At 74.1% G+C, this 25,360-nt stretch carries 24 protein-coding genes and 1 riboswitch; of the genes, 11 read left to right on the top strand and 13 right to left on the bottom strand.

What is annotated here, in order from left to right; translation table 11 throughout:
• Positions 1-158 precede the first annotated feature (158 nt).
• On the top strand, positions 159-329 hold the full coding sequence (locus ABDB74_RS12100) for a hypothetical protein (protein WP_346618787.1): 171 nt from the start codon (positions 159-161) through the stop codon (positions 327-329).
• Between the two features lie 81 nt (positions 330-410).
• On the opposite strand, the gene ABDB74_RS12095 is transcribed toward ABDB74_RS12100, so the two are convergent.
• Together ABDB74_RS12095 and ABDB74_RS12090 are read right to left on the bottom strand one after the other, a co-directional pair.
• On the bottom strand, positions 411-1,037 hold the full coding sequence (locus ABDB74_RS12095) for an FMN reductase (RefSeq protein ID WP_346618786.1): 627 nt from the start codon (positions 1,035-1,037) through the stop codon (positions 411-413).
• Positions 1,034-2,179: an LLM class flavin-dependent oxidoreductase gene (locus ABDB74_RS12090; protein ID WP_346618785.1), complete on the bottom strand. Its 1,146-nt coding sequence runs from the start codon at positions 2,177-2,179 to the stop codon at positions 1,034-1,036. The genes ABDB74_RS12095 and ABDB74_RS12090 overlap by 4 nt, the downstream gene beginning before the upstream one ends.
• A 254-nt stretch (positions 2,180-2,433) precedes the next feature.
• Here ABDB74_RS12090 and ABDB74_RS12085 point away from each other — a divergent pair, with 254 nt between their 5' ends.
• The 3 genes from ABDB74_RS12085 to ABDB74_RS12075 all read left to right on the top strand — a co-directional run bounded on the left by ABDB74_RS12085 (position 2,434) and on the right by ABDB74_RS12075 (position 5,018).
• The gene (locus tag ABDB74_RS12085) at positions 2,434-3,420 is read left to right on the top strand and encodes a hypothetical protein (RefSeq protein ID WP_346618784.1); all 987 of its coding nucleotides are present in this window, start codon (positions 2,434-2,436) and stop codon (positions 3,418-3,420) included.
• Between the two features lie 94 nt (positions 3,421-3,514).
• Positions 3,515-4,027 carry a universal stress protein gene (locus ABDB74_RS12080; RefSeq protein WP_346618782.1) on the top strand — a complete coding sequence of 171 codons (513 nt, stop codon included), beginning with the start codon at positions 3,515-3,517 and terminating at the stop codon, positions 4,025-4,027.
• A gap of 70 nt (positions 4,028-4,097) precedes the next feature.
• Entirely contained in the window at positions 4,098-5,018 is a 921-nt protein-coding gene (locus ABDB74_RS12075; RefSeq protein ID WP_346618780.1) for an SMP-30/gluconolactonase/LRE family protein, read from the top strand.
• 9 nt (positions 5,019-5,027) lie between these two features.
• On the opposite strand, the gene ABDB74_RS12070 is transcribed toward ABDB74_RS12075, so the two are convergent.
• A complete protein-coding gene (locus tag ABDB74_RS12070; protein WP_346618778.1) occupies positions 5,028-5,681 on the bottom strand; it encodes a TetR/AcrR family transcriptional regulator in 654 nt (217 codons plus the stop codon).
• A gap of 145 nt (positions 5,682-5,826) precedes the next feature.
• Here ABDB74_RS12070 and ABDB74_RS12065 point away from each other — a divergent pair, with 145 nt between their 5' ends.
• From ABDB74_RS12065 to ABDB74_RS12045, 5 genes are all read left to right on the top strand, one after another.
• Positions 5,827-7,323, top strand: a complete 1,497-nt coding sequence (locus tag ABDB74_RS12065; protein WP_346618776.1) for an NAD(P)/FAD-dependent oxidoreductase — start codon at positions 5,827-5,829, stop codon at positions 7,321-7,323.
• Positions 7,323-8,165, top strand: a complete 843-nt coding sequence (locus tag ABDB74_RS12060) for an SDR family NAD(P)-dependent oxidoreductase (RefSeq protein ID WP_346618774.1) — start codon at positions 7,323-7,325, stop codon at positions 8,163-8,165. The genes ABDB74_RS12065 and ABDB74_RS12060 overlap by 1 nt, the downstream gene beginning before the upstream one ends.
• Positions 8,166-8,209: 44 nt before the next feature.
• Complete coding sequence (locus tag ABDB74_RS12055) at positions 8,210-8,866, top strand: 50S ribosomal protein L11 methyltransferase (RefSeq protein ID WP_346618773.1); 657 nt, start codon at positions 8,210-8,212, stop codon at positions 8,864-8,866.
• 113 nt (positions 8,867-8,979) lie between these two features.
• A riboswitch (cyclic di-AMP (ydaO/yuaA leader) is annotated at positions 8,980-9,117 on the top strand.
• Between the two features lie 199 nt (positions 9,118-9,316).
• Positions 9,317-10,201, top strand: a complete 885-nt coding sequence (locus tag ABDB74_RS12050) for a transglycosylase SLT domain-containing protein (protein ID WP_346618771.1) — start codon at positions 9,317-9,319, stop codon at positions 10,199-10,201.
• Between the two features lie 251 nt (positions 10,202-10,452).
• On the top strand, positions 10,453-10,839 hold the full coding sequence (locus ABDB74_RS12045; protein WP_346618770.1) for a hypothetical protein: 387 nt from the start codon (positions 10,453-10,455) through the stop codon (positions 10,837-10,839).
• A gap of 7 nt (positions 10,840-10,846) precedes the next feature.
• On the opposite strand, the gene ABDB74_RS12040 is transcribed toward ABDB74_RS12045, so the two are convergent.
• The 4 genes from ABDB74_RS12040 to ABDB74_RS12025 form a co-directional block, all read right to left on the bottom strand.
• The gene (locus ABDB74_RS12040) at positions 10,847-11,278 is read right to left on the bottom strand and encodes a hypothetical protein (protein WP_346618769.1); all 432 of its coding nucleotides are present in this window, start codon (positions 11,276-11,278) and stop codon (positions 10,847-10,849) included.
• A gap of 73 nt (positions 11,279-11,351) precedes the next feature.
• Complete coding sequence (locus tag ABDB74_RS12035; protein ID WP_346618768.1) at positions 11,352-12,071, bottom strand: GAF and ANTAR domain-containing protein; 720 nt, start codon at positions 12,069-12,071, stop codon at positions 11,352-11,354.
• A 364-nt stretch (positions 12,072-12,435) separates the two neighbouring features.
• Positions 12,436-13,842 (bottom strand): Re/Si-specific NAD(P)(+) transhydrogenase subunit beta, encoded by a 1,407-nt coding sequence (pntB, locus tag ABDB74_RS12030; RefSeq protein ID WP_346618767.1) that lies wholly within the window; start codon positions 13,840-13,842, stop codon positions 12,436-12,438.
• The gene (locus ABDB74_RS12025; RefSeq protein WP_346618766.1) at positions 13,839-15,416 is read right to left on the bottom strand and encodes a Re/Si-specific NAD(P)(+) transhydrogenase subunit alpha; all 1,578 of its coding nucleotides are present in this window, start codon (positions 15,414-15,416) and stop codon (positions 13,839-13,841) included. Before ABDB74_RS12025 ends, pntB begins: the two co-directional genes overlap by 4 nt.
• A 304-nt stretch (positions 15,417-15,720) precedes the next feature.
• Between ABDB74_RS12025 and ABDB74_RS12020 the strand changes: the two genes are divergently transcribed.
• Positions 15,721-17,796, top strand: a complete 2,076-nt coding sequence (locus ABDB74_RS12020; protein WP_346618765.1) for an EAL domain-containing protein — start codon at positions 15,721-15,723, stop codon at positions 17,794-17,796.
• Positions 17,793-18,629 carry an HDOD domain-containing protein gene (locus ABDB74_RS12015; RefSeq protein WP_346618764.1) on the top strand — a complete coding sequence of 279 codons (837 nt, stop codon included), beginning with the start codon at positions 17,793-17,795 and terminating at the stop codon, positions 18,627-18,629. The genes ABDB74_RS12020 and ABDB74_RS12015 overlap by 4 nt, the downstream gene beginning before the upstream one ends.
• Positions 18,630-18,736: 107 nt before the next feature.
• Here the strand turns inward: ABDB74_RS12015 and ABDB74_RS12010 are convergent, their stop codons facing one another.
• From ABDB74_RS12010 to ABDB74_RS11985, 6 genes are all read right to left on the bottom strand, one after another.
• Positions 18,737-19,885 (bottom strand): acyl-CoA dehydrogenase family protein, encoded by a 1,149-nt coding sequence (locus ABDB74_RS12010; RefSeq protein ID WP_346618762.1) that lies wholly within the window; start codon positions 19,883-19,885, stop codon positions 18,737-18,739.
• A 6-nt stretch (positions 19,886-19,891) separates the two neighbouring features.
• On the bottom strand, positions 19,892-21,067 hold the full coding sequence (locus ABDB74_RS12005) for an acyl-CoA dehydrogenase family protein (protein ID WP_346618761.1): 1,176 nt from the start codon (positions 21,065-21,067) through the stop codon (positions 19,892-19,894).
• A gap of 163 nt (positions 21,068-21,230) precedes the next feature.
• Positions 21,231-22,919 carry a carboxylesterase family protein gene (locus tag ABDB74_RS12000; protein WP_346618760.1) on the bottom strand — a complete coding sequence of 563 codons (1,689 nt, stop codon included), beginning with the start codon at positions 22,917-22,919 and terminating at the stop codon, positions 21,231-21,233.
• A 147-nt stretch (positions 22,920-23,066) separates the two neighbouring features.
• Complete coding sequence (locus ABDB74_RS11995; protein WP_346618759.1) at positions 23,067-23,309, bottom strand: hypothetical protein; 243 nt, start codon at positions 23,307-23,309, stop codon at positions 23,067-23,069.
• Positions 23,310-23,355: 46 nt separating this feature from the next.
• A complete protein-coding gene (locus ABDB74_RS11990; RefSeq protein WP_346618757.1) occupies positions 23,356-24,528 on the bottom strand; it encodes a 4-hydroxybenzoate 3-monooxygenase in 1,173 nt (390 codons plus the stop codon).
• A gap of 50 nt (positions 24,529-24,578) precedes the next feature.
• Positions 24,579-25,355: an IclR family transcriptional regulator gene (locus ABDB74_RS11985; RefSeq protein ID WP_346618756.1), complete on the bottom strand. Its 777-nt coding sequence runs from the start codon at positions 25,353-25,355 to the stop codon at positions 24,579-24,581.
• Positions 25,356-25,360 lie beyond the last annotated feature (5 nt).

Raw genomic sequence — 25,360 nt, 5'->3', positions numbered from 1 at the left:
CGGCTCGTGCGCGCATCGCCGCGGCGACATGTGCGAGGCGCACGGGCGGCGGATGCGCGGGCCGCCCGCGGGCGGGTGTGGAACGTGCCGGGAGGGGACATAGGTCGGGGGCACGCATTCGCTGCCGACCACGGTCGGCCGTACCCGTAGGAGACCTGATGAGCCGCACTTCCCTGCCCACCCGCCGCAACCGGTGGCGCTCGGCCGCTGCTGGTGCCGCCATCGCCGCCGCGTCGTTCACGATGACCGCCTGCGGTGGTGAGGACGGCGTCGCGGAGGAGGGCGTCGTCGAGGAAGAGGGCATCATGGAGGAGGAAGAGGAGGACTGAGTCCTCCTCCCGACCGGCCCGGCTCCGCCGGCGCTCCGTGCGCATGCCGCCCAGGCGACGTGCGCACGGAGCGCCGGTGCGTCAGGCCCCCGGGCCGCGCAGCAGGTCCTCGAACGAGGTGGCCGGATCGGCGAACGGATCGTCCGGTGCCGCCGGCGGCCGACCGGCCACCAGGTCGGCCAGCTCCCCGGCGGCGCGGCGCACCCGCCCGGTGAGCGCCGGCCCGCTGGAGTCGCCACCCGCCCAGTCCTCCGGCGCGGCGAACACCGCCGTGGGCACGGCCGTCGCGCGCAGGTAGGCGAACAGCGGCCGCAGCGCGTGCTCGAGGGCCAGGGAGTGCCGCGCGGTGCCGGCGGTGGCGCCCATGAGCACCGGCGTGCCGGTCAGCGCATCCTTGTCCAGGACGTCGAAGAAGGTCTTGAACAGCCCGCTGTAGGACGCCGAGAAGATGGGCGTCACCGCGATCAGCCCGTCGGCGCCGGCGACGGTCTCCACCGCGCCGCGCAGCGACTCGTTGGCGAAGCCGCTGGTCAGGTTGTCGGCGAGGTCGCGGGCGTGCTGTCGCAGCTCCACCACCTCCACGGTCGCGCTGACCCCTCGTTCGCCCAGCGCCTCGATCGCCGCCGTCGTCAGCCGGTCGGCGAGCAGCCGGGTCGAGCTGGGGTTCCCCAGCCCCGCGCTGACCACGGCGAGCGTGCGGGTGCTCATCGGGTCACCGCCTCCGCGGTGCGCCCGGTCACGCCGTCGCCCCCGGTGTGCACGGTCGCGTCCCTCGCGCCCCCGGCCGCGGCCACCCGGGAGGCGTGCGTGGGGGCGTCCGGCACGTGGGCCGGCTTGAGCGCCGCGAACTCGCGGCGCAGCACGGGGACGACCTCCTCGCCCAGGATGTCCAGCTGCTCGAGCACCGTCTTCAGCGGCAGCCCGGCGTGGTCGATGAGGAACAGCTGCCGCTGGTAGTCGCCGACGTAGTCGCGGAAGCCGAGAGTGCGCTCGATGACCTGCTGCGGGCTGCCGACGGTCAGCGGCGTCTCGCGGGAGAAGTCCTCCAGCGAGGGCCCGTGGCCGTACACGGGGGCGTTGTCGAAGTACGGGCGGAACTCGTCCACCGCGTCCTGCGACCTCCTCCGCATGAAGACCTGCCCGCCCAGGCCGACGATCGCCTGGTCGGCCGCGCCGTGGCCGTAGTGCGCGTAGCGCCGGCGGTAGAACTCCACCATCCGCTGGGTGTGCTCCTTCGGCCAGAAGATGTGGTTGTGGAAGAAGCCGTCCCCGTAGTACGCGGCCTGCTCGGCGATCTGGGGGCTCCGGATGGAGCCGTGCCACACGAACGGCGGGACGCCGTCGAGGGGGCGCGGCGTGGAGGTGAAGCCCTGCAGCGGCGTGCGGTACTTCCCCTGCCAGTCGACGACGTCCTCGGTCCACAGCCGGCGCAGCAGGGCGTAGTTCTCGACGGCGAGCTCGATGCCGTTGCGGATGTCCTGGCCGAACCACGGGTAGACCGGCCCCGTGTTGCCGCGCCCCATCATGAGGTCGACCCGGCCGCCGGCCAGGTGCTGCAGCATCGCGTAGTCCTCGGCGATCTTCACCGGGTCGTTCGTGGTGATCAGCGTCGTGGCGGTCGACAGCTGCAGGGTCGTCGTCCGCGCCGCGATCCAGGCCAGCGTGGTGGTGGGCGACGAGGAGAAGAACGGCGGGTTGTGGTGCTCGCCGAGGGCGAAGACGTCGAGCCCGACCTCCTCCGCCTTCTGCGCGATGGCCAGGACCGCGCGCAGCCGCTCGGCCTCGGTGGGCGTGCGGCCGGTGGTCGGGTCCTGGGTGATGTCGCTGACGGTGAAGACGCCGAACTGCATCTCGATCTCTCCGCATCTGGTTGAGAGCGCAATTATCTCTGCCGGGACAACGCGCCGCACCGGTGCCCTATGCCCCGGGCGCCCGAAGGGGGTGGGCGGGGTTCTCGGCAGCGCCCCGTAGTTGTTCCGGTACGCGCCGCCGTGACATCGCCGGACCGCTCGCGACACGGGTCACGGAGCTGTCACGGCGGCCCGCGGGCCCCGTGGCCCTCTGGCAGATTCGCCGTCACCTACTTCCCAGGGGGGCCATCCGGATGCTCCGGCATGTCGAGTTCGTTGCCAACCGTGTGCAGGGCCAGGGTGCGCCTCCGGAGGGGTCCGATTCCCGGACCCCGCAGCCGGCGGGCGCCCTGGAGACGCTGCTGGACCAACGGCCGGCCTTCCGCGCGTCGCTGCGCGGCTACGACCGGCTCGAGGTGGACAACTACGTGGCCTGGGCCGAGGGTGAGCTCGCCGCCGCGCAGCGCGAGCGGGAGCACCTGCTCGACCGGGTCGTCGCCTGCGGCACCGAGCTGGAGATCTCCCGCCGGCTGCTCGCCGAGCAGCCGGCCGGGCGGGACCGCACCGCCATCAGCGATCGGGTGGTGCAGGTGTTGCGGCTGGCCGAGGACCAGGCGGCGCAGGTGCTGGACGCCGCCGACGCCGAGGCGGCCCGGATCTGCGCCGACGCCCGTCTGGAGGCCGACGCCCGGCTGCGCAAGGCCCACGAGATCAAGGAGCTGGCGATCGACGTCGCCGACCAGCTGCGCATGGGCGCCCAGCGGGACCGCGCCGAGGGGCTCGAGGCGCTGGAGAAGGCGCAGGCGGAGGCGGCGGAGCTGCTGCTGGAGGCGGCGGCGGAGCGGGACCGGCTCGCCGCGGAGGCGGCGGCGGAGCGGGACCGGCTCGCCGCGGAGGCGGCGGCGGAGCGGGACCGGCTCGCCGCGGAGGCGGCGGCGGAGCTCGCGGAGCTGGCGGAGCGGTCGGCTGCCGAGCGCCGGGCGCTGGCCGAGTCCGGGGTCGCCGACCGGAACCGGGCCGACGAGCAGGCGCAGCGGGACCGGGAGGCGGCCCAGGAGGCCGCGGCGGCCCAGCTGGCCGCGGTGCGCGCCGAGCTCGACGACCTGTGCCGCCAGCGTGACCTGGCGCGGGAGTCGCTGCGCTCCCTCACCGCCCGGATCGGTGAGGCGCTGCTGGCGGTCGGGGTGCCGGCCGGGGAGCTGGTCCTGGCCGGCGGGCGGTCCGAGCCGGTGTCCGGCTGACCACCCGCACCGCCGCTCCCACGGCCTCCGCTGCCGGGATGAGAGTCTGACCCCAGCGGCGGTCGCGCCAGCGGGCGGCAACGAGGAGGCAGCGGTGGACGAGGTCCGTGAGGACGTGCAGGTCGAGGGTGGCATCGTCGTCGGGCACGACGGCTCCAGGTGCGCCCAGGAGGCCCTGCAGTGGGCCGGGCGGCTGGCTCGCCGGGCGGACCTCGAGCTGCACGTGGTGCGCTCCTGGTCCATGACCACCGCACCGCAGCCGAGCACGTGGGAGCCCGGCTACGTGCCGCCGCTGGTCGATTGGGAGCGGGGCGTCCTCGACGAGCTCACCGCGCACGTCGCCGCGGCCGGCCTGGACCCGGCCGTACGGGTCACCAGCCACGTCGTCCACCGGGCGCCGGTGCAGGGGATGCTCGCCGCCGCGGAGCACGCCGACCTCCTCGTCGTCGGCGCCCGCGGCCGGGGCGGCTTCGCCGGCCTGCTGCTCGGCTCGGTCAGCGACCAGCTGGTGCACCACGCGCCGTGCCCGGTGACCGTGGTCCGCGCCGGCGCCGGCAGCCGCGACTTCGACTCGGCCGAGACCGGGTCCGCCGTCGTCGCCGAGTGACGCAGTCGGCGGCCGTCGGGCAGACTGCCGCCGAGCTCGCGGGACCCCGCGGCGGGAGCGGGGGGACGGCGTGCGCGACTTCAGCGGGGCGACGGTGGTGCCGGTCGGCGAGGGCCCCGAGGACGTGCTCGTCGACCGGGCGGGGCGGGTCCTGACCGGGCTGGCCGACGGCCGGATCGTGCGGCTCGCCGGCCCCGGCGCGCCGGTCGAGACCGTCGCGCGGGTGCCCGGCCGGCCGCTGGGCCTGGAGCTCCTCGGGGACGACGAGGTGCTCGTCTGCGCCTCCGACGCCGGGCTGCTGGCGGTCTCGTCGGCGGACGGGACCGTGCGGACGCTCGTCGACGAGGTCGGCGGGCGCCGGCTCGGGGCCGTCAACAACGCCGCGGTCGCCGCGGACGGGACGATCTACTTCACCGACTCCTCGCAGCGCTTCCGCATCCCGCAGTGGCGGGCCGACCTCGTGCAGCGGACCGCCACCGGCCGGCTGTTCCGGCGGGCACCGGACGGGGTGGTTACCGAGCTGCTCGGTGGGCTGGAGTTCGCCAACGGCGTGGCGCTGGCCGCCGACGAGAGCTGGGTGGCGGTCGCCGAGACCGGCGCCGCGCGGGTCCGCCGGGTGTGGCTCTCGGGGGAGCGGGCCGGCACGGCCGAGGTCTTCGTCGACGACCTGCCGGGTCACCCCGACAACATCGCCCTCGGCTCCGACGGGCTGGTGTGGATCACGCTCCCGAGCCCGCGCGTCGCGGCGCTCGCCGCGATCCACCGCCTGCCCGCGCCGGTGCGGACCCTGCTCGGCATGCTGCCGCCGGCCCTCCAGCCGCGCCCCGGCCGCACGCTGGGCGTCCTCGCCGTCGACGGCAGCGGCCGTGAGGTGCACCGGCTGCAGGGCGAGATCCCCGGCTTCGAGATGCTCACCGGCGTGCGCGAGTCCGGCGGCACCCTCTGGTTCGGCAGCCTGACCGGCAGCACGCTGGCGACCGTCGCGGTCTGAGCCGGCCGCTCAGTCCGGCGTGGCGGTCCCGTAGACCGCGGGCAGCCAGATGCCCAGCAGGACCTCGACCACGTCGGCCTCGGCGACCGCCGGGCCGTCGCCGCTGAAGGTCGCGTAGAGCACCCGCTCGTTCATCGAGGTCAGGGCGACGGCGAGGTCGCGGGCCGGCAGCCCGGGCGGCGCGGCGCCGCGGGCCCGCTCGGCGTCGATCGCCGTGGCGGACCGCTGCACCCAGTGCTCGAACACCGTCGACCAGAGCCGTCGCACCTCGTCGCTGGTGGAGCGGGCCTCCGCCCACGCCACGGTGAGCGCGCGGTGGACCCGGAAGGTCTCGTAGTAGGCGGCGATCGCCCGCGCCCAGCCCTCCCGTGCGCCGGCCGCCGGGCTGCCGAAGGCCTCGCGCATGGCCGTGTCGGCCTCGGCCACGACGCGGTCGAGCAACGACAGCAGGACCGCGTCCTTGGACGGGAAGTAGAAGTAGAACGTCGGCCGGGAGATCCCGGCGCCGCGCGCGAGGTCGTCGACCGAGATCGCCGCCAGGGGTCGCTGGCCGAGCAGTCGCTCGGCCGTGGCGAGGATCGCCAGCTCCCGGTCGTCGCCGGATGGCCGGGCCGGCCGACGGCCGCGCCCGGCGCCGGGCAGGTTCTCCGTGGGCGCCGACATGCGAGGGAGACTAGCCGCCGGCCGCCGGTCTCGACACCGTGTTGACGCTGTCGACAGTATGTCGATAGCGTCGACGGGGGAGTGGCGCTCACGGCGCCGCGCAACCCGGCCGCCGGCCGGGCGGGCGAGAGCGGAGTGTGGGCACATGGGGACCGAGCACGTGGACGTCCTGGTCGTCGGGGCCGGCCTCTCCGGGATCGGCGCCGCCTGCCACCTGGAGGTGGATCGGCCCGGCACCACCTACGCGGTCCTGGAGTCCCGCGCGGCCGTGGGCGGTACCTGGGACCTCTTCCGCTATCCGGGCGTCCGGTCGGACTCCGACATGTTCACCCTCGGCTACTCCTTCCGGCCGTGGGCGGAGTCGAAGGCGATCGCCGACGGTCCCGCGATCCGCCGGTACATCGAGGAGACCGCCCGCGAGTACGGCGTCACGGAGAGGATCCGGTTCCACCACCGGGTGCTCTCGGCCGAGTGGTCCAGCGACGACGCCCGGTGGACGGTGACCGCCGAGCGCACGGACACCGGCGCGACCGTGACGCTCACCTGCTCCTGGCTGTCGGTCTGCTCGGGCTACTACCGCTACGACGAGGGCTACCGGCCGCACTTCGAGGGCGAGGAGCGCTTCCGCGGGACGCTGGTGCACCCGCAGCACTGGCCCGAGGAGCTCGACGTCTCGGGCAAGCGGGTCGTGGTCATCGGCAGCGGGGCGACGGCGGTGACGCTCGTCCCCACCCTCGCCCAGCAGGCCGCTCACGTGACGATGCTGCAGCGGACACCCAGCTACGTGCTGTCCCTGCCCGGCCGCGACCCGCTGGCCCTGGCGCTGCGCTCGCGGCTGCCGGCCCGGCTCGCCTATCCGATCGTCCGGTGGAAGAACGTGCTCACGTCCACCGCGCTCTACCAGCTCAGCCGCCGTCGTCCCGCCCTGGTCCGTGCGCTCGTCCGCCGGCTCACCGCCAAGCAGTTGCCGGCCGGCGTCGACGTCGACACGCACTTCAACCCGCCCTACGACCCGTGGGACCAGCGGCTGTGCCTGGTGCCCGACGGCGATCTGTTCCGCAGCCTGCGCGCGGGCACGGCCTCGATCGCCACCGACCGGATCCGCACGTTCACCGAGGACGGCATCGAGCTCGCCTCGGGCGAGCACCTGGCGGCCGATGTCGTGGTGACCGCCACGGGGCTGAACCTGCTCCCGGTCGGCGGGATGAGCATCACCGTCGGCGGGCGGCCGGTCGACCTGTCCGAGACCGTCTCCTACAAGGGGATGATGATCTCCGGGGTGCCCAACTTCACCATGGTCATCGGCTACACGAACGCGTCCTGGACGCTGAAGGCCGACCTGGTCAACCGCTACGTGTGCCGGCTGCTGGACCACCTGGACGCCCACGGCTACGTCTCGGCCACGCCGGTCGCCCCGCCCGAGGGTGCGGACGCGCCGTTCCTGGACCTGTCCGCGGGCTACGTGCAGCGCAGCCTCGGGGGCCTGCCGAAGCAGGGGGCGCGGACCCCGTGGCGGCTGCACCAGAACTACCTGCGCGACGTCGCGCTCATGCGGCGCGGGCCGCTGGCGGACGAGGGCATGACCTTCCAGCGGCCGGCCGCCGTCGCCACCGCCTCGGACGCGCAGCCGTCGGTGGCGTGATGCGGCCCTACGCGTTCGCCGGCGGGACGGCGGTCGTCACCGGTGCGGCCAGCGGCATCGGCGAGGCGCTGGCGGTGCAGCTCGCCGCCCGCGGCAGCCACCTGGTCCTGCTCGACCGGGACACCGAGCGGCTGGACGGCGTCGCCGCGGGGATCCGGGCCGCGCACCCCGCGCTGCAGGTGACGACGTACGTCGTCGACCTGGCCGACGAGGAGGCGACGGCGGCGGTCGCGCGGACCCTCGTGGCCGAGCACCCCGGGACCACGCTCCTGGTGAACAACGCCGGGGTGGCGCTCGGCGGGCGGTTCGACCAGGTCACCGTCGAGGAGTTCGAGTGGGTGATGGCGATCAACGTCCGCGCCGTCGTCCGGCTGACCCATGCGCTGCTGCCGGTGCTCAAGACCCGTCCAGGCGCCCACGTCGTCAACGTCTCCAGCGTCTTCGGGATCTTCGCGCCCGCCGGTCAGGCCGCCTACTCGACGAGCAAGTTCGCGGTCCGCGGTTTCAGCGAGTCGCTCCGCCACGAGCTGGCCGACGACGGCATCGGGGTCACCGTGGTGCACCCCGGCGGCGTCCGGACCCGGATCGCGGAGACCGCCCGGACCGGTTCCGGGGTCTCGGTGGAGGAGTACGAGGAGGGCCGACGGCAGTTCGCCAGGCTCCTGCGCATGCCACCGGAGCAGGCCGCGGCGAAGATCGTGACGGCCATCGAGAAGCGCCGCCCGCGGTTGCTGATCGGCTGGACGGCGACGGTCCCCGATGTGCTGGTGCGGCTGCTGCCGGGGACCTACTGGCGGCTGATCGCCCGTCGCGCGGGGCGGGCGGGCCCACCGGTGGCCTGACGGCCGCGACCGGCGCCGGCCGGGCGGTGCGGTTGACTGCCGGTGTGGACCTCCCCGTTCCCGCCGCCTTCGTCCGCGCCCACACCCGCCCGGCCCGCCCCGCGCTGGTGCCCGAGGTGGAGCTCCACGTGGCCGCCGACGTGGTGGCCCTCTGGGAGGCGATGGCGACCGAGCAGGGGTACACCGCGACCGACCCGCCGTTCTGGGCCGCGGTCTGGCCGGGCGGTCAGGCGCTGGCCCGGTACGTGCTCGACCACCCGGAGCTGGTCGCCGGCCGCACGGTGCTGGATCTCGGGTCGGGCAGCGGGCTGGTGGCCGTCGCTGCCGCCCGGGCGGGGGCCACCGGCGTCCTGGCCAGCGACGTCGACCCCTTCGCGCTCACCGCGATCACCGTGAACGCGGAGCGGAACGGGACCCCGGGCATCACGCCCGTGGGAGACGTCCTGGGCGCCCCGCCGCCGGACGTGGCGGTGATCCTGGCCGGCGACGTCTGCTACGACCGGGAGATGACCGACCGCGTGCTGCCGTTCCTCGACGCCGCCCGCGGCCGGGGGGCGGAGGTGCTCATCGGCGATCCGGGCCGGGTGTACCTGCCGGAGGACCGGCTGAGCGCTCTGGCCGTCTACGAGGTCCCTGACACCGGGTCCTCGCCGGACCACCCCGCTCAGCTGCGCCGGACGACGGTGTGGCGGCTGCCCTGAGCCCCGCGGACGTCTTTTCCTGCGCCAGGCATTGTCACGGACGGATAACGGTGGTTACCGTGGCTGGGCCCGGCCGGTCGTCCGCTCCCCATTCGGGGAGGTCCGCCGGGCGCCGCCGAGTCGCCCTCCGGGGCGAGCCGGGGACCCACCGCAGCACTGGGGTGAATCGCGCGCCGGGCACGTTCCGGCGCGGGTAGGGCCGTTTCCCGCCCGAATCCGTCAGCTAACCCGGTAGGCGGCCGTCGGAAGAACGGAGAGCCGCCGCATGGCGAGCCTGCGGGTCCACCCTGCACGGATCCGCAGCCGGTCCGGTACCTCGCGCGCGCCTTCCCCGCGCTGAGCTCCGGGCGTCCCGCCCGCCACCCGCGCTGCCACTCGACCACCTCGCAGCAGCACCGCGCCGCTCCGACGGCCGGCTGCTGTGCCCTGCACCTGGAGCAGTCCCACCCCATGAACCTTCGCCCCACCTCCTTCGCCCGCGCCGCGCGTACGGCCGGCGGCCGCCGCCGTTTCGTGGCGGGCCGCCGCCCCGCGCTGCTGCTGGCGGTCGCCGCCGCGGGCGGCCTGACGGCCAGCGTCCTCACCAGCGGCGGCGAGCCCGCTGCACAGGCGGAGCCGCAGCTGGCGCCGGTCAGCATCGCGGAGCAGCTGGGCATCACCGCCGACGCGGCTCCGGCCGATGTCGCCGAGACCGCGGCCGGCTCGCTCCAGCCGCTGGCCGCCAGCCGGAGCGAGCGCGTGGCCGAGCAGGTCGCGGCGGCCGAGGCGCAGGCTGCCGCCGACCAGGCCGAGCTGGACCGCCGCGCAGCCGAGGAGGCCGCCCGTCTCGAGGCGGAGGAGGCCGCCCGCCGTGCCGCCGAGGAGGCCGCACGGGCCGAGGCCGCCCGTGCCGCGGAGGCTGCGCGTGCCGCGGAGGCCGCCCGCGCCGCGGAGGCCGCCCGCGCCGCGGAGGCCGCCCGCGCTGCCGAGGTGCAGGCCGCCGCCCCCCGCGCCGGGCGTGCCGCGCCGGCACCGGCCGCCCCGGCCGCCCCGGCCGCGCCCGCCGCGCCTGCCGGGTCCATCAAGGGCTACGCCATGCAGAAGGTCGGCGGCAGCGAGTTCACCTGCCTGGAGAGCCTGTGGGGCAAGGAGAGCGGCTGGAACCCCAACGCGCAGAACCCGCGCAGCACCGCCTACGGCATCGCGCAGTTCCTCGACTCGACGTGGGCCGGTACCGGCATCGCCAAGACCTCCGACGGCTATCGCCAGATCGACGCCGGGCTGATCTACATCAACAACCGCTACGGCTCGCCGTGCGGCGCGTGGAGCCACTCCCAGGCGAAGGGCTGGTACTGACCCGCGGCTCGTGACGCCGGTTCGGGAGTACACCGGCCGAGGAGTCCGACCGCGGCCGTCGCGGTCGGGGTCGTGCGGCCGGCGTCGCGAGCTGGTCGGCCGGGAGCTGGCCCTGCTCGACGGCCGCTGAACCGGGTGGGGCGATCGATGTCCCGGCGGGCGCTCCCGTGCCCCGGACCGTCGGTACGGGTCGCCCTCGACGGCGACGCGCGCCTAAGGTCGGATCCGGCACGGCAGCCGGAGGGGGAGCGATGACCGAGGCCGACGACGCCGACCGGGCGACCCCGCCGAGCGGGATCGTGGGTCGGTCCGTCGACGAGTTCGTCAACCAGCTGCGCGGTTTCAGCGACCGGGCCCGCAACCTGGCCGGCGCCGTCCCCGGCAGGTTGTCGCTGCCGGCGCTGCCCAGCCCCCCGGGCGCGATGTCCGCCGCGCAGGTGCGGGCGATCGCCGACGTCGTCAGGGCCCAGCGGCAGTCGATCGCGGCGATGACCGCTCAGCTGCAGGCCTTCGACCAGCAGCTCGCGGTGTTCGAGCGGATCCTCGACCCGCTGGTGGAGTGGAGCTCCACGTGGGCGCGGCTGGAGGAGGCCGTCGGCGACCTCGTCCGCCGCGAGCCGCCTGCCGCCGACGGCTGAGGGTGGCTCAGTAGCCGTCGTCCCCGTCCCCCGGGCGGCGGCGCAGCAGCCCGGTCACCGAGCCCACCCGGCTCTGCGCCTGCCGCAGTCCGGAGATGAGCGGCATCAGGTCCTCGTGGATCCGCCGCAGCGTGTCGGGCACGGTGTCGACCGCCGGGTCGTCCAGCACCCGGCCGACCCGCTCGATGCCGGGGCGCAGCGCGCGCACCGGCTCCTCCAGCTCGTCGACCAGGTCCTCCAGCCGCTCGGCCATCCGCTGGGCCGACGCGATCGTCTCCCGCGCCGACGTGGTCGCGGCGGTCAGCTCACGCACCGCCCCGTTGAGGTCGGCCAGCGTCCGGGGCAGCTGGGACAGCGCCTCGGTCTGGGTCTGCAGCAGCGCGAGCAGCTCGCCGAACCCCGGGATCCGGGGCATGCCGAGACCGCGGAAGGGATCCATGTGGCCACCGTCGGGGACCGGTGTCCGGCGCGCAAGCCGACTCGCGGATCCCGGCGGGGGAGGAACCGCCGGCTCAGCGCTCCCGCAGCTCCCCGGTCAACACGAACTCGGCCGCCACGTCACGCAGCTTGGTGTTGGTCTCCATCGACACCCGGGCCAGCAGCTGGAACGCCTGGTCGGCGGTCAGCTTGTGCCGCTCCATGAGGATGCCCTTGGCCTGGTCGATCACCGCCCGGTACTCCAGCGCGGCCTCCAGGTGCTCGGCCCGCTCGACCGCGGTCTCGTAGAGGTACATGTTCGACACCGGACCGACGGCGTACGCGGCCAGGCGGGAGACCAGACCGTGCGTGCGGTCGTCGGAGGCCGAGAGCCCGCGCGCGTAGACGTTCATCGCGCCGACCACCCGCTCCTGCACCGGCAGCGGGTAGGAGAGCACGCTGTCGCAGCCCGCGGCTGCGGCCTCCGCGGCGAAGTCCGCCCAGGTCCCGTCGGTGTGCGTGTCGGTGATCCCGGCCGGCCGGCCGGACGCCGCCGCCGTCAGGCACGGGCCCGAACCGAGGCGGTACTGCACCTCGTCCAGCCGCACGGCGAGGTCGCCGCTCGCGGCCACCGTGCTGGGCCGGCCGTCGGCGACGATCGTCACCGAGGCGATCGGCTGACCGGGGAGGATGCGGGTTGCCAGCTCGGTCACCTTGTGCAGGACCGATTCCAGCGAGTGCTCGGCGAACGAGAGCCGTGCCAGCTCATCGAAGGCCGGTTGGACGACCGAGATCTCGTCGTCGGGGTACGTCACGCGCGGTACTCCGTGTGGGCTTGTAACCGGACGAAGCGTGCCGGCGGTGGGGGACGGACCCCCGTCTGTTCCAGGGGTCCTCCGGGACGGGCGAGAGGCCCGGGCGCACGCCGGCTGTGTGACGCGCAGGGGCAATCATAGTCAGTCCGGTGGCCCTGCCGCCGCCGGGCCGACCGGGGACGGCGTGGCGCGTCGCTCGCGCCGGACCGGCGGTCGACCGGAGGCGGGCAGGCCCGGGCGGCCGTGGTGAACGACGCCGCGTACCCACCCGTGGACGGCCGGCAGGTGCCGGGCCCCGCACCATGAGCCGGCGGGGGGTCGCGCGCGCCCACCCGGGGGCCGCGGTCGGCCGCCGACCGGCCCCTCAGAGCGCCCGGAGGATGTCCTCCACCCGCTCGCGGGCGTCCCCGAAGAGCATCTGGGTGTTGTCCCGGAAGAACAGCGGGTTCTGCACGCCGGCGTAGCCGGTGTTCATCGACCGCTTGAACACGATGACGTGCTCGGCCTCCCACACGCGCAACACCGGCATTCCGGCGATCGGGCTGCCGGGGTCGTCGGTGGCGGCGGGGTTCACCGTGTCGTTGGCGCCGATGACCAGGACGACGGAGGTCGTGGCGAGGTCGTCGTTGATCTCGTCCATCTCGAGGACCACGTCGTACGGGACCTTCGCCTCGGCCAGCAGCACGTTCATGTGCCCGGGCAGCCGCCCGGCGACCGGGTGGATGCCGAAGCGCACCTCGACGCCGCGCTCGGTGAGCGTGCGGGTCAGGGTCGCCACCGGGCCCTGCGCCTGCGCGACGGCCATGCCGTAGCCGGGCGTGATGACGACGGACTTCGCGTCCCGCAGCAGCTCGGCGGTCTCCTCGGCGGTGATCTCCGTGTGCTCGCCGTAGTCGACGTCGGAGGCGACGGCGCTGCCCTCGTTGCCGAACCCGCCGGCGATCACCGACAGGAACGACCGGTTCATCGCCTTGCACATGATGTAGGAGAGGTAGGCACCCGAGGAGCCGACCAGCGCACCGGTGATGATCAGCAGGTCGTTGCCCAGCAGGAAGCCCGAGGCGGCGGCGGCCCAGCCGGAGTAGCTGTTGAGCATCGAGACGACGACCGGCATGTCGCCGCCGCCGATCGAGGCGACCAGGTGCCAGCCCAGCGCCAGCGCGAGCACCGTGACCAGCGCCAGCACGGGCAGGCTCGGCTCGGCGACGAAGACGACGGTCAGCACCGCGAACAGCGCCAGCGCGCCCAGGTTCAGCCAGTTGTGGCCCGGCAGCATCAGCGGGTTGCTCTTGATCCGCGCCGACAGCTTCAGGAAGGCCACGATCGAGCCGGTGAAGGTGACCGCGCCGATGAACACGCCGACGACCACCTCGCCGGAGTGGATACCGGCCTCGGCGCCGGTGAGCACCGAGCCGCCCTCGGCGCCCTCGACTGAGAGGTAGCCGTTCCAGCCGACGAGGACGGCGGCCAGGCCGACGAAGCTGTGCAGCAGCGCGATGAGCTCCGGCATGCCGGTCATCTCGACCTTGCGGGCGCGCCAGAGCCCGATGGCCGCGCCGATCGCGACGGCGAGGACGAGCAGCGTGAGCCCGACCGCGGAGATGGAGCGGGTGGCCACGCCGATGGTGGCCGCCAGCGCGATCGCCATGCCGGCGATGCCGTAGGTGTTGCCCGCCTTGGCGGTCTCGTGCTTCGACAGACCGGCGAGGCTGAGGATGAACAGCAGGCCGGCGACGATGTAGGCCGCGTAGGCGGCGGAGACGGCGGTCATCGGGCCGCGCCCTTCACGCTCGGGCCGCGGGAGAACATCCCCAGCATGCGGCGGGTGACGGCGAAGCCGCCGAAGACGTTGATGCTGGCCACGAGGGTGGCGACGAAGGCGAGCGCCTGCACGACGCCGTCGTCGCTGCTCAGCTGCAGCAGCGCGCCGACCACGATGATCCCGGAGATCGCGTTGGTCACCGACATCAGCGGGGTGTGCAGCGCGTGGTGCACGTGCCCGATGACGTAGAAGCCGACGACGACGGCGAGGGCGAACACGGTGAAGTGCTGCACCAGCTCGTTCGGCGAGAAGGCGGTCAGCAGGAACAGCAGCGCGGCACCCAGACCGACCAGCGCGAACCGTCGCGCGGGCGCCGGCGTCTTCGCGGGCACGCTGGGCGCACCGGCGGTGGCGCCGGCCGGCGGCGCGGGCGGCGCGGCCGGCGCCGGCGCGGCCGACACCTGCACCGGCGGTGGGGGCCAGGTCTTCTCGCCCGCGCGCACGACGGTGATGGCCCGCTGCACGACGTCGTCGAAGTCCAGGACCAGCCGGCCGTCCTTGCCCGGGGTGAGCAGGGTGAGCAGGTTGACCAGGTTGGTGCCGTAGAGCTGGGAGGCCTGGGCGGGCAGCCGCCCCGGCAGGTCGGTGTAGCCGATGATCGAGACGCCGTTGGCGGTCACGACGATCTCGTCGGGCACCGAGCCGGCGACGTTCCCGCCCTGCGCGGCGGCCATGTCGACGATGACCGACCCCGGCCGCATCGAGGCGACCATCTCCTCGGTGATCAGCCGGGGCGCCGGCCGGCCCGGGATCAGCGCGGTCGTGATGATGATGTCGACCTGCCCGGCCTGCTCGGCGTACATCTGCGCCGCGCGGCGGTTGAAGTCCTCGCTCATCTCGCGGGCGTACCCGTCGGTGCTGACCTGGGCCTCCGCGGCGGGCACGGCGACGTACTCCCCGCCGAGCGAACGGACCTGCTCGGCGACCTCGGGGCGGACGTCGGTCGCCCGCACGATCGCCCCCAGGCTGCTCGCCGCGCCGATCGCCGCGAGCCCGGCCACGCCGGCCCCGGCGACGAGCACCGTGGCCGGCGGCACCTTGCCCGCCGCCGTCACCTGCCCGGTGAAGAACCGGCCGAACACGTGGGCGGCCTCGACGACGGCCCGGTAGCCGGCGATGTTCGCCATCGAGGACAGCACGTCCATCGACTGCGCCCGGGAGATCCGGGGGACGGCGTCCATCGCGAGCACGGTGATCGGCCGGGCGGCGAGCGCGTCGACCAGTTCGGTGTTCAGCGCCGGGGAGAGCAGGCTGATCAGCGTGGCGCCGTCGCGCAGGCGGCCGATCTCCCCGATCGCGGGGGCGTTCACCCGCAGGACGACGTCGGCCCCCCACGCCTCGTCGGTCGAGCCGATCCGAGCGCCCGCGTCGGCGTAGGCGTGGTCGGGAAAGCTGCTGGCCGCACCGGCCCCGCCCTCGACCACGACGTCGTACCCCAGCGACACGAGCCGCTTCACGGTCGCCGGTGTCGCGGACACCCGTGTCTCGCGGGGCCGCGTCTCGCGCGGGACTCCGATCTGCATCGTGGCGCTCCAATCCTCGGTGGGCAGGCCTCGTTGCCTGCTCGCCAGTGGTGGGGTCGTTCGCGGTGCTCGGTGGATCGGGTGGATCTTGCCTGTTAACGGACGGTTCCGGCTGATGGATCCGGAGATGTGACCGACCGCACGTGCCCGGCCGCGCATCGGTGAGGAATTGCCGGGGAGTCGGCGGCGGGCTCCACCCGAACGGGGTGCGCGCCGCCCGGATGGGGGTGGGCGTCCCCCGGATCGGCCGAAGAACCTCTCTGGCGGGTCCGAACCAGGGACGCCGAGCAAGGAGGGGAAGACCGTGTCCGTCACAGTCAGCGCTGCCGACGACGACCGCGTCCCACCGGAGATCGTGTCCTCGGTCTTCTACAGCGCCAGCGTCAGCGACAACCTCGCGCTGGTGGTCGCGGAGATGGTGGCCGGTCGTCCCCGCCTGAGCTGGGGGAACGCCGGCGCGGTCGACCTGCTGGGCTACGGCCTGGACGACCTGCGCGCCCTCCCGGTCGACCAGCTGTTCCCCTCCCTCGGCGGCGGTGGGCTCAGGCTGCTGCTGCGGCGGGAGCGCACCGCGCGGATGACCCTGCCCGTGCGGATGGCCAGCGGCGCCACCGTGGAGGCGCTGGTCACGACGACACCGGCCCCCAGCGGCCGGATGTGGACCATCCGCATCGTCTCCGCCACCAACGAGCAGGAGCGGGCCCTGCGGGCCACCGCCGATGCCCACGAGCGTCGCTTCTCCACGCTGACCGAGCGCTCTCCGGTGCCCACGCTGCTCTCCGAGCAGGGGATGCGGCTGGCCCACGTGAACGACGCGTTCTGCAGCCTGGTCGGCCGCCGCGCCGAGCAGCTGCTGGGCACCGGCTGGATCGACACCGTCCACGAGGACGACCTCGACACCGTCATCGAGCGGGTCTCGGCCGCGCTGGACGGCGGTGAGGTCGAGACCCAGGCGCGGCTGCTGCGCCAGGACGGCACCGTCCGCACCACGGTCATCCGCTTCGCCCACCTGTTCACCCCCGGCGTGGGGGCCGGCTTCGTCGGGACGATCGAGGACATCACCGACCGGCTGGCCTTCGAGGCCAGGCTCGCCCACCAGGCCAACCACGATCCGCTCACCGGCCTGCCCAACCGGACACTGCTGGCCCAGTACGTCGCGGAGCGGTTCGGCCCGGGACGCGGTGCGCTGGCCTGCCTCTTCCTGGACCTCGACAACTTCAAGGTCGTCAACGACTCCCTGGGGCACACCGCCGGTGACGAGCTGCTGGTCGAGGTGGCCACCCGGCTGTGCACGGCGGTGCGCCCCGGTGACCTCGTGGCCCGGTTCGGCGGCGACGAGTTCGTGGTGGTGTGCGAGGACGTCGACCAGCCGGCGGCCGTCGCGCTCGCGGAGCGGATCTCGGTGGAGCTGGCCCGGCCGGTCCGCCTGGGCGGCGTCGACGTGCGGCCCTACGCCAGCGTCGGCGTCACCGTGCAGACGGAGGAGCACACCTCGGCCGACGAGCTGATCCGCGACTGCGACATCGCGATGTACCAGGCCAAGGCGGGTGGCAAGGGGCGGATCACCGTCCTGGACCAGCAGGCCCGCGAGAACGCCCGCGACAAGCTGCGCCTGGTCGCCGAGCTGCGTGACGCCATCGAGCGACGGGAGATCACGCTCCTGTACCAGCCGATCTTCGACGCGGCCGACGGGCGGCCCGTCGCGGTCGAGGCGCTGGCGCGCTGGACCCACGCCGAGCGGGGCCCGATCAGCCCGGCGGTGTTCGTGCCGCTGGCGGAGGAGAGCGGGCTCGTCCCGGCACTCGGGCTGCTCGTGCTCGACGAGACCTGCCGTCAGCTGGCCGAGTGGGACCGGATGGTGGGCCCGGCCGCGCCGCCGCGGGCGAACGTGAACGTCTCGGCGCCGCAGCTCGACGCCAACCTGCCGCCGCAGGTGGCCGAGGCCCTCGAGCGGCACGGCCTCGCTGCGTCGCGCATCTCCGTCGAGATCACCGAGTCGGCTCTGATGAAGGACCCGGACTCCGCGCGCCGGGTCCTGCACCAGCTGCGCGACCTCGGCGTCGAGCTGGCCATCGACGACTTCGGCACCGGCTACTCGTCCCTGGCCTACCTGCGTCACCTGCCGGTGGACTGCCTGAAGGTGGACCGCTCGTTCGTGGCCGAGCTCGCGCACGGCTACGCCGAGATCGCCTCCGCCGTCATCGCCCTGGCCCGCAGCCTCGACCTGAGCACCGTCGCCGAGGGCGTCGAGACGCCGGAGCAGGCCGCGGAACTCGTCCGCCTGGGCGCCACCTACCTGCAGGGGTTCAGCCTCAGCGAGCCCATGACCGGGCGGCAGACCGCCACCTGGTTCTCGTCCCACGGAGAGAGCACCCGATGACCGTCACCCAGCTCACGCCCCGCGCCGAGGGGGCACCCGTCTTCGACCTGGAGAAGGTGCTGGCGAGCATCGACACGATGGCCGCGCAGCGGCCCGTCGCGGCGCAGATCGTCTCCGTCGCCAACTCCGAGGACACCAGCGCCACGGTCCTCTCCCGGATCCTGGCCTCCGACGTCGCCCTCGCCAGCCGGGTGATGAAGCTGGCCAACTCCGCCTACTTCGGCATGCGCGGGCGGGTGACCTCCCTGCAGTTCGCCGTCACCGTCGTCGGCTTCACCACGGTGCGGACCATGGCCACCGTGGCGTTGACCGAACTCGACGACGAGGCCCGGCTGCCGGAGGACTTCTGGGACGTCACGACGAGCCTCGCGCTGGCCGCCTCGACGCTGGCCCCCCGCTTCGGTGAGCGCCCGCAGGACGCGCTGTGCATCGGTCTGCTGGCCCAGATGGGTGCGGCGCTGCTGCACCACAACGACCCGGACGGGTACGGCGAGCTGGTCGCCGGGCACGCCGACTTCTCCGGACGGCGCACCGCCGAGCTCCGCCGCTACGGCATCAACAGCCTGCGGCTGACCGCCGTCGCCCTCGAGCAGTGGGGCTTCCCGCACGGCATGACCGGCCGGCTGAACGTCGTGGACGACTACACCTCGCCGGAGGGCGGGCTGCTGCGGGCGGCCTTCGAGGTGGCGGCGCGGCTCACCACGGAGGGCTACGACGCCGTGCCCATCGTCCGGCTCACCTACGGGCAGCTGCGGGAGGACGACCTGGTGCCCGTGCTCGACAAGGTGCGGGCCGACGCCGACGAGCTGCGCCGCGCGATGCTGGGCGACTGAGGGCGAGGGCGGCTCCGGAGCCGCCCGACCTGCGTGGGACGCAGCGGAGCCCCGCCCCCCGGAGAAGGGGGACGGGGCTCCGCCGCAGGCCCTGGGAGGGCCCTCGCTCAGCCCGTGTACGGAGCGCCCAGCGGGTCGACGGTCTCCTGGTCGGCCACGGTGCGGGCCAGCCGGGCCGCGGCGAAGTCGCCGTCGCCGAGCAGGTGGTCGATCGCGGTGAGCCGGCTGGTGTAGTGCCCGACGGAGTACTCCGCCGTCACGCCGATACCGCCGTGCAGCTGGATGGCCTCCTTGCCCACGTGCCGGCCGGCGCGGCTGGTCTGCAGCCGGGCGCGGTCGGCCGCGGAGAGGACGTCGCCACCGGCGTCCTGCACCATCGACGCCCACAGCGCGGTGCTGCGGGCCAGTTCCAGGGACACGTACATGTCCGCTGCGCGGTGCGTCAGCGTCTGGAACTTGTTCAGCGTGACCCCGAACTGCTTGCGGGTCTTGAGGTACTCGGCGGTGGTCCGCAGCGCGGTGTCCATGGCGCCGATCGCCTCGTGGCTGTAGGCGATGCGCGCCTCGGCCAGCGCGCGCTCGATCGCCGCGGTCTGGTCGCCGCCGGCCCCCAGCAGGGTCGCCGGGGTGCCGTCGAAGCGCACGTTCGCCGCGCGGGTGCCGTCGTGCGTGCGGTAGCCGGTGCGGGTCAGGCCCGCCGCGTCCCCCTGCACCACGAAGAGCCCGGTGCCGCCGTCGACGACGGCGGAGACGACGAGGACGTCGGCGCGGGCGCCCGTGGGCACCGGCTCCTTGACGCCGGACAGCGTCCAGCCGTCGCCGGCCTGCGTGGCCGTGACCGCCGACGCCGAGGCGCTCCACCGCGTCCCGATCTCCGCGTGCGCGAAGGCGGGCACCGTGGTGCCCTCGGCGACGGCGGCCAGGAGCTCGCCCTTCTGCGCGTCGGTGCCGACGGCGGCGATCAGCCCACCGGCCAGCACGACCGCCTCGATGAACGGCTCGGGGGCGATGACCCGGCCGATCTCCTCGGCGACGATCGCCACCTCGATCGGGCCGGCGCCCATGCCGCCGTGCTCCTCGGCGAAGGGCAGGCCCAGCAGGCCCATCTCGGCCAGCCGCGACCAGGTCTTCTCGTCGAAGCCCGGGTCGTTGCCGACCACCTTGCGGCGCGCCTCGCTGTCGCCGTAGGCGCGCTCGAGGAGACCGCGCACGGCCTCCCGGAGGTCGTTCTGCTCGCTGTCGAAGGTGAAGTCCACGTCAGATCACAGCCCCAGGATCGTGCCGGCGATGATGGTGCGCTGAACCTCGCTCGAGCCTCCGTAGATGGAGACCTTCCGGTAGTTCAGGTAGTGCGGTGCAGCGACCCGCGCCCAGTCGGGCACGTCCGAGCCGCCGTCGGCGAACGAGGCGACCGAGAGCGGACCGGCGATGTCGACCAGCAGCTCGGTGGCGGCCTGCTGCAGCTCCGACCCCTTCAGCTTGAGCACCGACGACGCGGGGTGGGGCCGGCCGTCGGCTGAGTTGGCGACCACGCGCAGCGCGGTCAGCTCCAGCGCGACCAGCTCGTTCTCCAGCTCGGCGATCCGCGTCGCCATGAACGGGTCCTCGAGCAGCGGGCGCCCGTCGACGGTGATCTCGCGGGCGTGCTCCTTGGCCTGCGCGAGCATCTTCTTGGTGGCCCCGATGCGGGCGATGCCGACGCGCTCGTTGCCGAGCAGGAACTTGGCGTAGTCCCAGCCGCGGTTCTCCTCGCCGATCAGGTTCTCGGCGGGGACGCGGACGTCCTCGAAGAACACCTCGTTGACCTCGAACCCGCCGTCGATCAGCTCGATCGGCCGCAGGGTGACGCCGGGGGTGTCCATCGGGAAGACCAGCAGCGAGATGCCACGCTGCTTCTTCTCGGCGGCCGGGTCGGTGCGGACCAGGCAGAAGATCCAGTCGGCGTGCTGGCCCAGGGTCGTCCAGGTCTTCTGGCCGTTGACGACCCAGTCGTCCCCGTCGCGCACGGCGGTGGTGCGCAGCGAGGCGAGGTCGGAGCCGGCGTCGGGCTCGGAGAAGCCCTGGCACCACCAGATGTCCAGGTTCGCCGTCTTGGCCAGGAAGCGCTCCTTCTGCTCCTGGTTGCCGAAGGCCGCGAGCACCGGGCCGATCATGCTGGTGTTGAACGCCAGCGGCTCGGGGACGCCGGCCAGCTGCATCTCCTCGCGCCAGATGTGGCGCTGCAGGGGCGTCCAGTCCCGGCCGCCCCACTCCACCGGCCAGTGGGGCACGGCGAGGCCGGCGGCGTTGAGCACGCGCTGGGCCTCGACGTACTCATCCTTGGACACGTGCCGGTGGGCCGCGACCTTGTCGCGGATCTCCTGCGGCACCTCGGTGGTGAAGAAGGTCCGCATCTCCTCCCGGAAGGCCTCGAGCTCCGGGGACAGCTGCAACCGCATCGGTCCTCATTCCTGACGGCGGCAGTGCCGTCTCGACGTAGTGCCCCGACGATCCCACACGGGCTACCGGCTGGTAGATGCGGTATCCCGCAGCGGCCGTGCCGGACACAGGACCGGGCCCCGGGCAGCGGTGCTGCCCGGGGCCCGGTACGGGGTGGCCGGCTCAGTTCAGGGAGGCCCAGAACTCGCAGTTGGCCTCGGCGGCCACGTCGACCGGCCCGATGCCGCCGGCGGAGTCGACGTCCAGACCCTGGACGTACGACGCGTCGGCGTAGGGCAACCACGTCCGGACGCCTGCGCCGTTCGGGTCGCCGTCGGCCGCGAAGTTGGTCCAGTAGCGGACCATCGCCGTCGACAGCTCCTGCTGCTCGGCGGTCAGCGGCCCGCCGAACAGGTTCGGGAAGAGGTAGGGCAGCTCACCGGCGTGCTGCGCGCCCTCGTCGTACAGGCTCGGCGGGAAGGGGAAGTCCACCAGGGCCGGGGCGTCCTGGTCGCGGAACTGGTAGGCGAAGACCTCCGCCGACCCGTACGAGGCGTCGAGCACCTGGTAGGCGTCGACGTGCTCGCAGGTCGACAACGCGCTGCCGGTGTCGCTGGCGATGGCGGCGAGCACCCGCAGCGGGGAGCCGTACTCGGCGAGCGGGTAGCGCGCGGCCACCTCCGGGGCCAGGGAGCCGAACCGGGCACCCAGGACGGCCTCGTAGTTCGCCGGGTCGAGCAGGTACCCGTACTGGTCCGACGGGATGCGCAGGGGCGTGAACAGCGTGTTCTCGTCCTGCAGGTTGCCGTGCATGACCGGGACCCGGTTCCAGTCCCCGGCGGCGATGACCTCGGCCGGCTGGCGGGGGAGCGCGGAGCCGCCCACGACGAACTGGCCGCCGGAGCTGGGCCAGGCGGCCAGCAGCTCCTCGACCGAGGCGTCCTCCAGGCAGCTGACGACGTCGCCGCCGACGCACCCGAGGTCCTCCGCCACGCCGGCGCCGACCGCCTCGGCCTCGTCCAGCGTCTCGTACCGGGTGGTGCAGCTGTAGCTCTGCGCGATGGCCTTGTCGAACAGACCCTCCGCGCCGGGCGCGGCGAGCTGCGCGCACACCGAGGAGGCACCGGCCGACTCGCCGAAGATGGTGACGTTGTCCGGGTCCCCGCCGAACGCGTCGATGTTCTCCTCGACCCATTCCAGGGCGGCCTGCTGGTCGAGCAGGCCGGCACTGCCGGAGCCCACGTCCCCGATGGCGTCGGAGAGGTCCTCCTGGGCCAGGAAGCCCAGCGGGCCGAGCCGGTAGTTGATCGTGACGACGACGACGTCGCCCTCGACGGCGAGCTTGCCGGCGTCGTAGCGGTCGCCGCTGCCGGTCCGCCAGGAGCCGCCGTGGATCCAGACCATGACCGGCAGGTCCTCGCGCTCGGCGTCGAGCCCCGCGGGGGTCGTGACGTTGAGGAACAGGCAGTCCTCGTCCACCGACGTCGTGGGGTTCGACGCGCTCGGCAGCTGCGGGCAGGCGCTGCCGGGCTCTCTGGCGTCGCGGACCCCGCGCCAGTCCTGCGCCGGCTCGGGGGGCCGGAACCGCAGGTCGCCGACCGGCGCCGCGGCGTAGGGGATGCCCTCGAAAGTGCGGTAGCTGCGGTCGACGACGGAGCCGCGAAGCCTGCCGTCGTCGGTCGTCACCACCTTGGGGGCCGAGACCCCGTAGGCGGGGCCGTTGCCGTGCCCGTTGCCGTGCCCGTTGCCGTGCCCCTTCCCGGGTCCGGCGGCCGCGGGGGCGGCGGTGGCGAGGGCGCCGGCGACGAGCGCCGTGCCGAGCCCGAGGGCGAGGAGCGATCTCCGGGCAGAACGTGGGGGAGTGGTGCGCACGTGACCTCCAGGGGAGAGCCGGCTGCAGCTCCACGGTGAGCTGCGCCACAGCGCGGCCGAGACTAGACACGGCCGCGGAGCGCGCGCGTGCCGGGGTCGCGCCGGGCGCCCCGGACGACGTGTCCCCGCCGGCGGTGCGGCCGCGGCTCAGCGGTCGGGTGCCGGCCCGGTGATCATGCGGTTGATCGTCTCCACCCACGCGCCCCGGACGTCGGGCGGGTGCTCGCCGACGAGGTCACGGACACGGGCGTCGATGCGGTGGCCCTCGCAGACCACCGCCTCGAAGCCCAGGCGGACGACGAGGTCCCGGACCTCCTCGGGCGGCAGGCCGGCCTCCAGCAGCGGCTGGACGATCCAGTAGGTCTCGTGCCCGGGCGCGAACGACTCCACGGACGGCTTTCGCCGGGTGCGGCCCGTCCGGATGCACCCGGCCGGTTCAGTGCTCGATCGGGAGGCCGGTGTAGTTCTCCGCGAGCTCGCGGGCGGCGGTCTCCGACGAGCACACCCGCTCCAGCTGCGCGAGCTGCAGCTTCGCGTCGAACTCGTCGCCGGAGGTGTGCAGCATGGAGGTCATCCACCAGGAGAAGTGGGTGCACCGCCACACCCGGCGCAGGGCGGTGTCGGAGTAGGCGTCGGCGAGATCGGTCTGCTTCTCCTGGAGCAACCGCGCGAGGGCGGTCGCGAGCAGGGTGACGTCGGCGACGGCGAGGTTGAGCCCCTTGGCGCCGGTCGGGGGCACGATGTGCGCGGCGTCGCCGGCGAGGAACAGCCGGCCGCGGCGCATCGGGGCGCTCACGAAGGAGCGCATCGGCAGGATCGACCTCTCGGTGATCGGGCCGGTGGAGACGTCCCAGCCCTCGAGGGCGAACCGGCGGGAGAGGTTGTCCCAGATCCGGTCGTCGGACCAGTCCTCGATCTTCTCGGACGGATCCACCTGCAGGTAGAGCCGCGACACCTTCGGCGAGCGCATCGAGTAGAGCGCGAAGCCCTCGGGGTGCCAGGCGTAGATCAGCTCGTCGGTGGCCGGGGCGGCGTCGGCGAGGATGCCGAGCCACGCGTAGGGGTAGGTGCGCTCCCACGTGCGGCCGGGGGTGCCGGCGGTGACCACCGGGCGGGAGACCCCGTGGAAGCCGTCGGTGCCCGCGATGACGTCGCACTCGAGCACCTGGGGCGTGCCGTCGGCGTCGGTGAACCGGATGCGCGGGGAGTCGGAGTCGACGTCCTCGGGGCTGACGTCGGCGACGTCGAACAGCAGGGGCGGTCCGCCGTCCAGCTGGGCCGCGATGAGGTCCTTGGTCACCTCGGTCTGGCCGTAGACCCACACGGTGCGGCCGCAGAGCTCCGGGAACTCCAGCTTGTGGCGCGCCCCCGGGTACTGCAGGTAGATGCCGGAGTGCTCGAGCCCCTCGCGGTGCAGCCGGTCGCCGAGGCCGGCGTCGGTCAGGGTGTCGACGGTGTGCTGCTCGAGGATGCCGGCCCGGATGCGGGCCTCGACGTACTCCCGGGACCGGTTCTCCAGGACGACGTTGTCGATGCCGCGCAGCGCCAGCAGCCGGGACAGGAGGAGACCGGCGGGGCCGGCGCCGATGATGCCTACCTGGGTGCGCACGCCGCCGAGTGTGGCCTCGTCGGACGGTCAGGGGAACCGGATGCTTCCGGTCAGTGGAACTCCTGGGAGCGCGCGAGTGCGCGACCGATGCCGCGTGCGGCCATCTCGAGCGCGGGCACGAGCCGGGCGAGGTCCCGCCGGTTCGGTGGGACGACGATGCCCAGGGCCGCGACGGCCAGCGGGCCGCCGGGCCGTTCCACCTGCACCGGGACGGCGATGGAGGCCGCGCCGAGCGACATCTCCTCGCAGGTGCGGGCGTACCGGCGGCGGCGGATCTCGGTGAGCTCGCGGGTCAGCCGCGCCGGGTCCACGACGGTGTGCCGGGTGATCGGGTGCAGCGAGCGCAGCGTCTGCCCGACGACCTCGTCCGGCGCCGCGGCGAGCAGGACCTTCCCGACGCCGGTCGCGTGCAGCGGCAGCCGGCTGCCCACCTGGCTGACCACCGGGACCGACTCCCGTCCCGAGATCCGTTCCACGTAGAGCGCCGAGAGCCCTTCCCGGACGGCGAGGTGGACGGTGTCGCGGATGGTGGTGTGCAGATCGAGCATGAACGGGGCGGCGACCTGCCGGAGCTCGAGCTGGACCGGTGCGAGGAGCCCGAGGTCCCAGAGCTTGCGGCCGATCTCGTAGCGGCCGTCGGGCCGCCGGATCAGCGCGCCCCACCCGGTGAGCTCGCCGAGCAGCCGGTGCGCGGTCGTCAGGGGGGTGCCCGTGCGCTCGGCGATCTCCGACAGCGACAGCCGGGGGGCGTCGCTGCCGAAGGCGTCGAGGATGCCGAGGGCCCGGGAGGTCACCGAGCGGCCCGGCTGGGCGGTGCGACCGGCCATGCGGA

The sequence above is a fragment of the Blastococcus sp. HT6-4 genome (genome assembly GCF_039679125.1).
In the GTDB taxonomy this organism is placed as follows: domain Bacteria; phylum Actinomycetota; class Actinomycetes; order Mycobacteriales; family Geodermatophilaceae; genus Blastococcus; species Blastococcus montanus.
The sequence above is the reverse complement of the archived record's forward strand: the minus strand, read 5'-3'. Positions and strand labels throughout refer to the sequence as shown.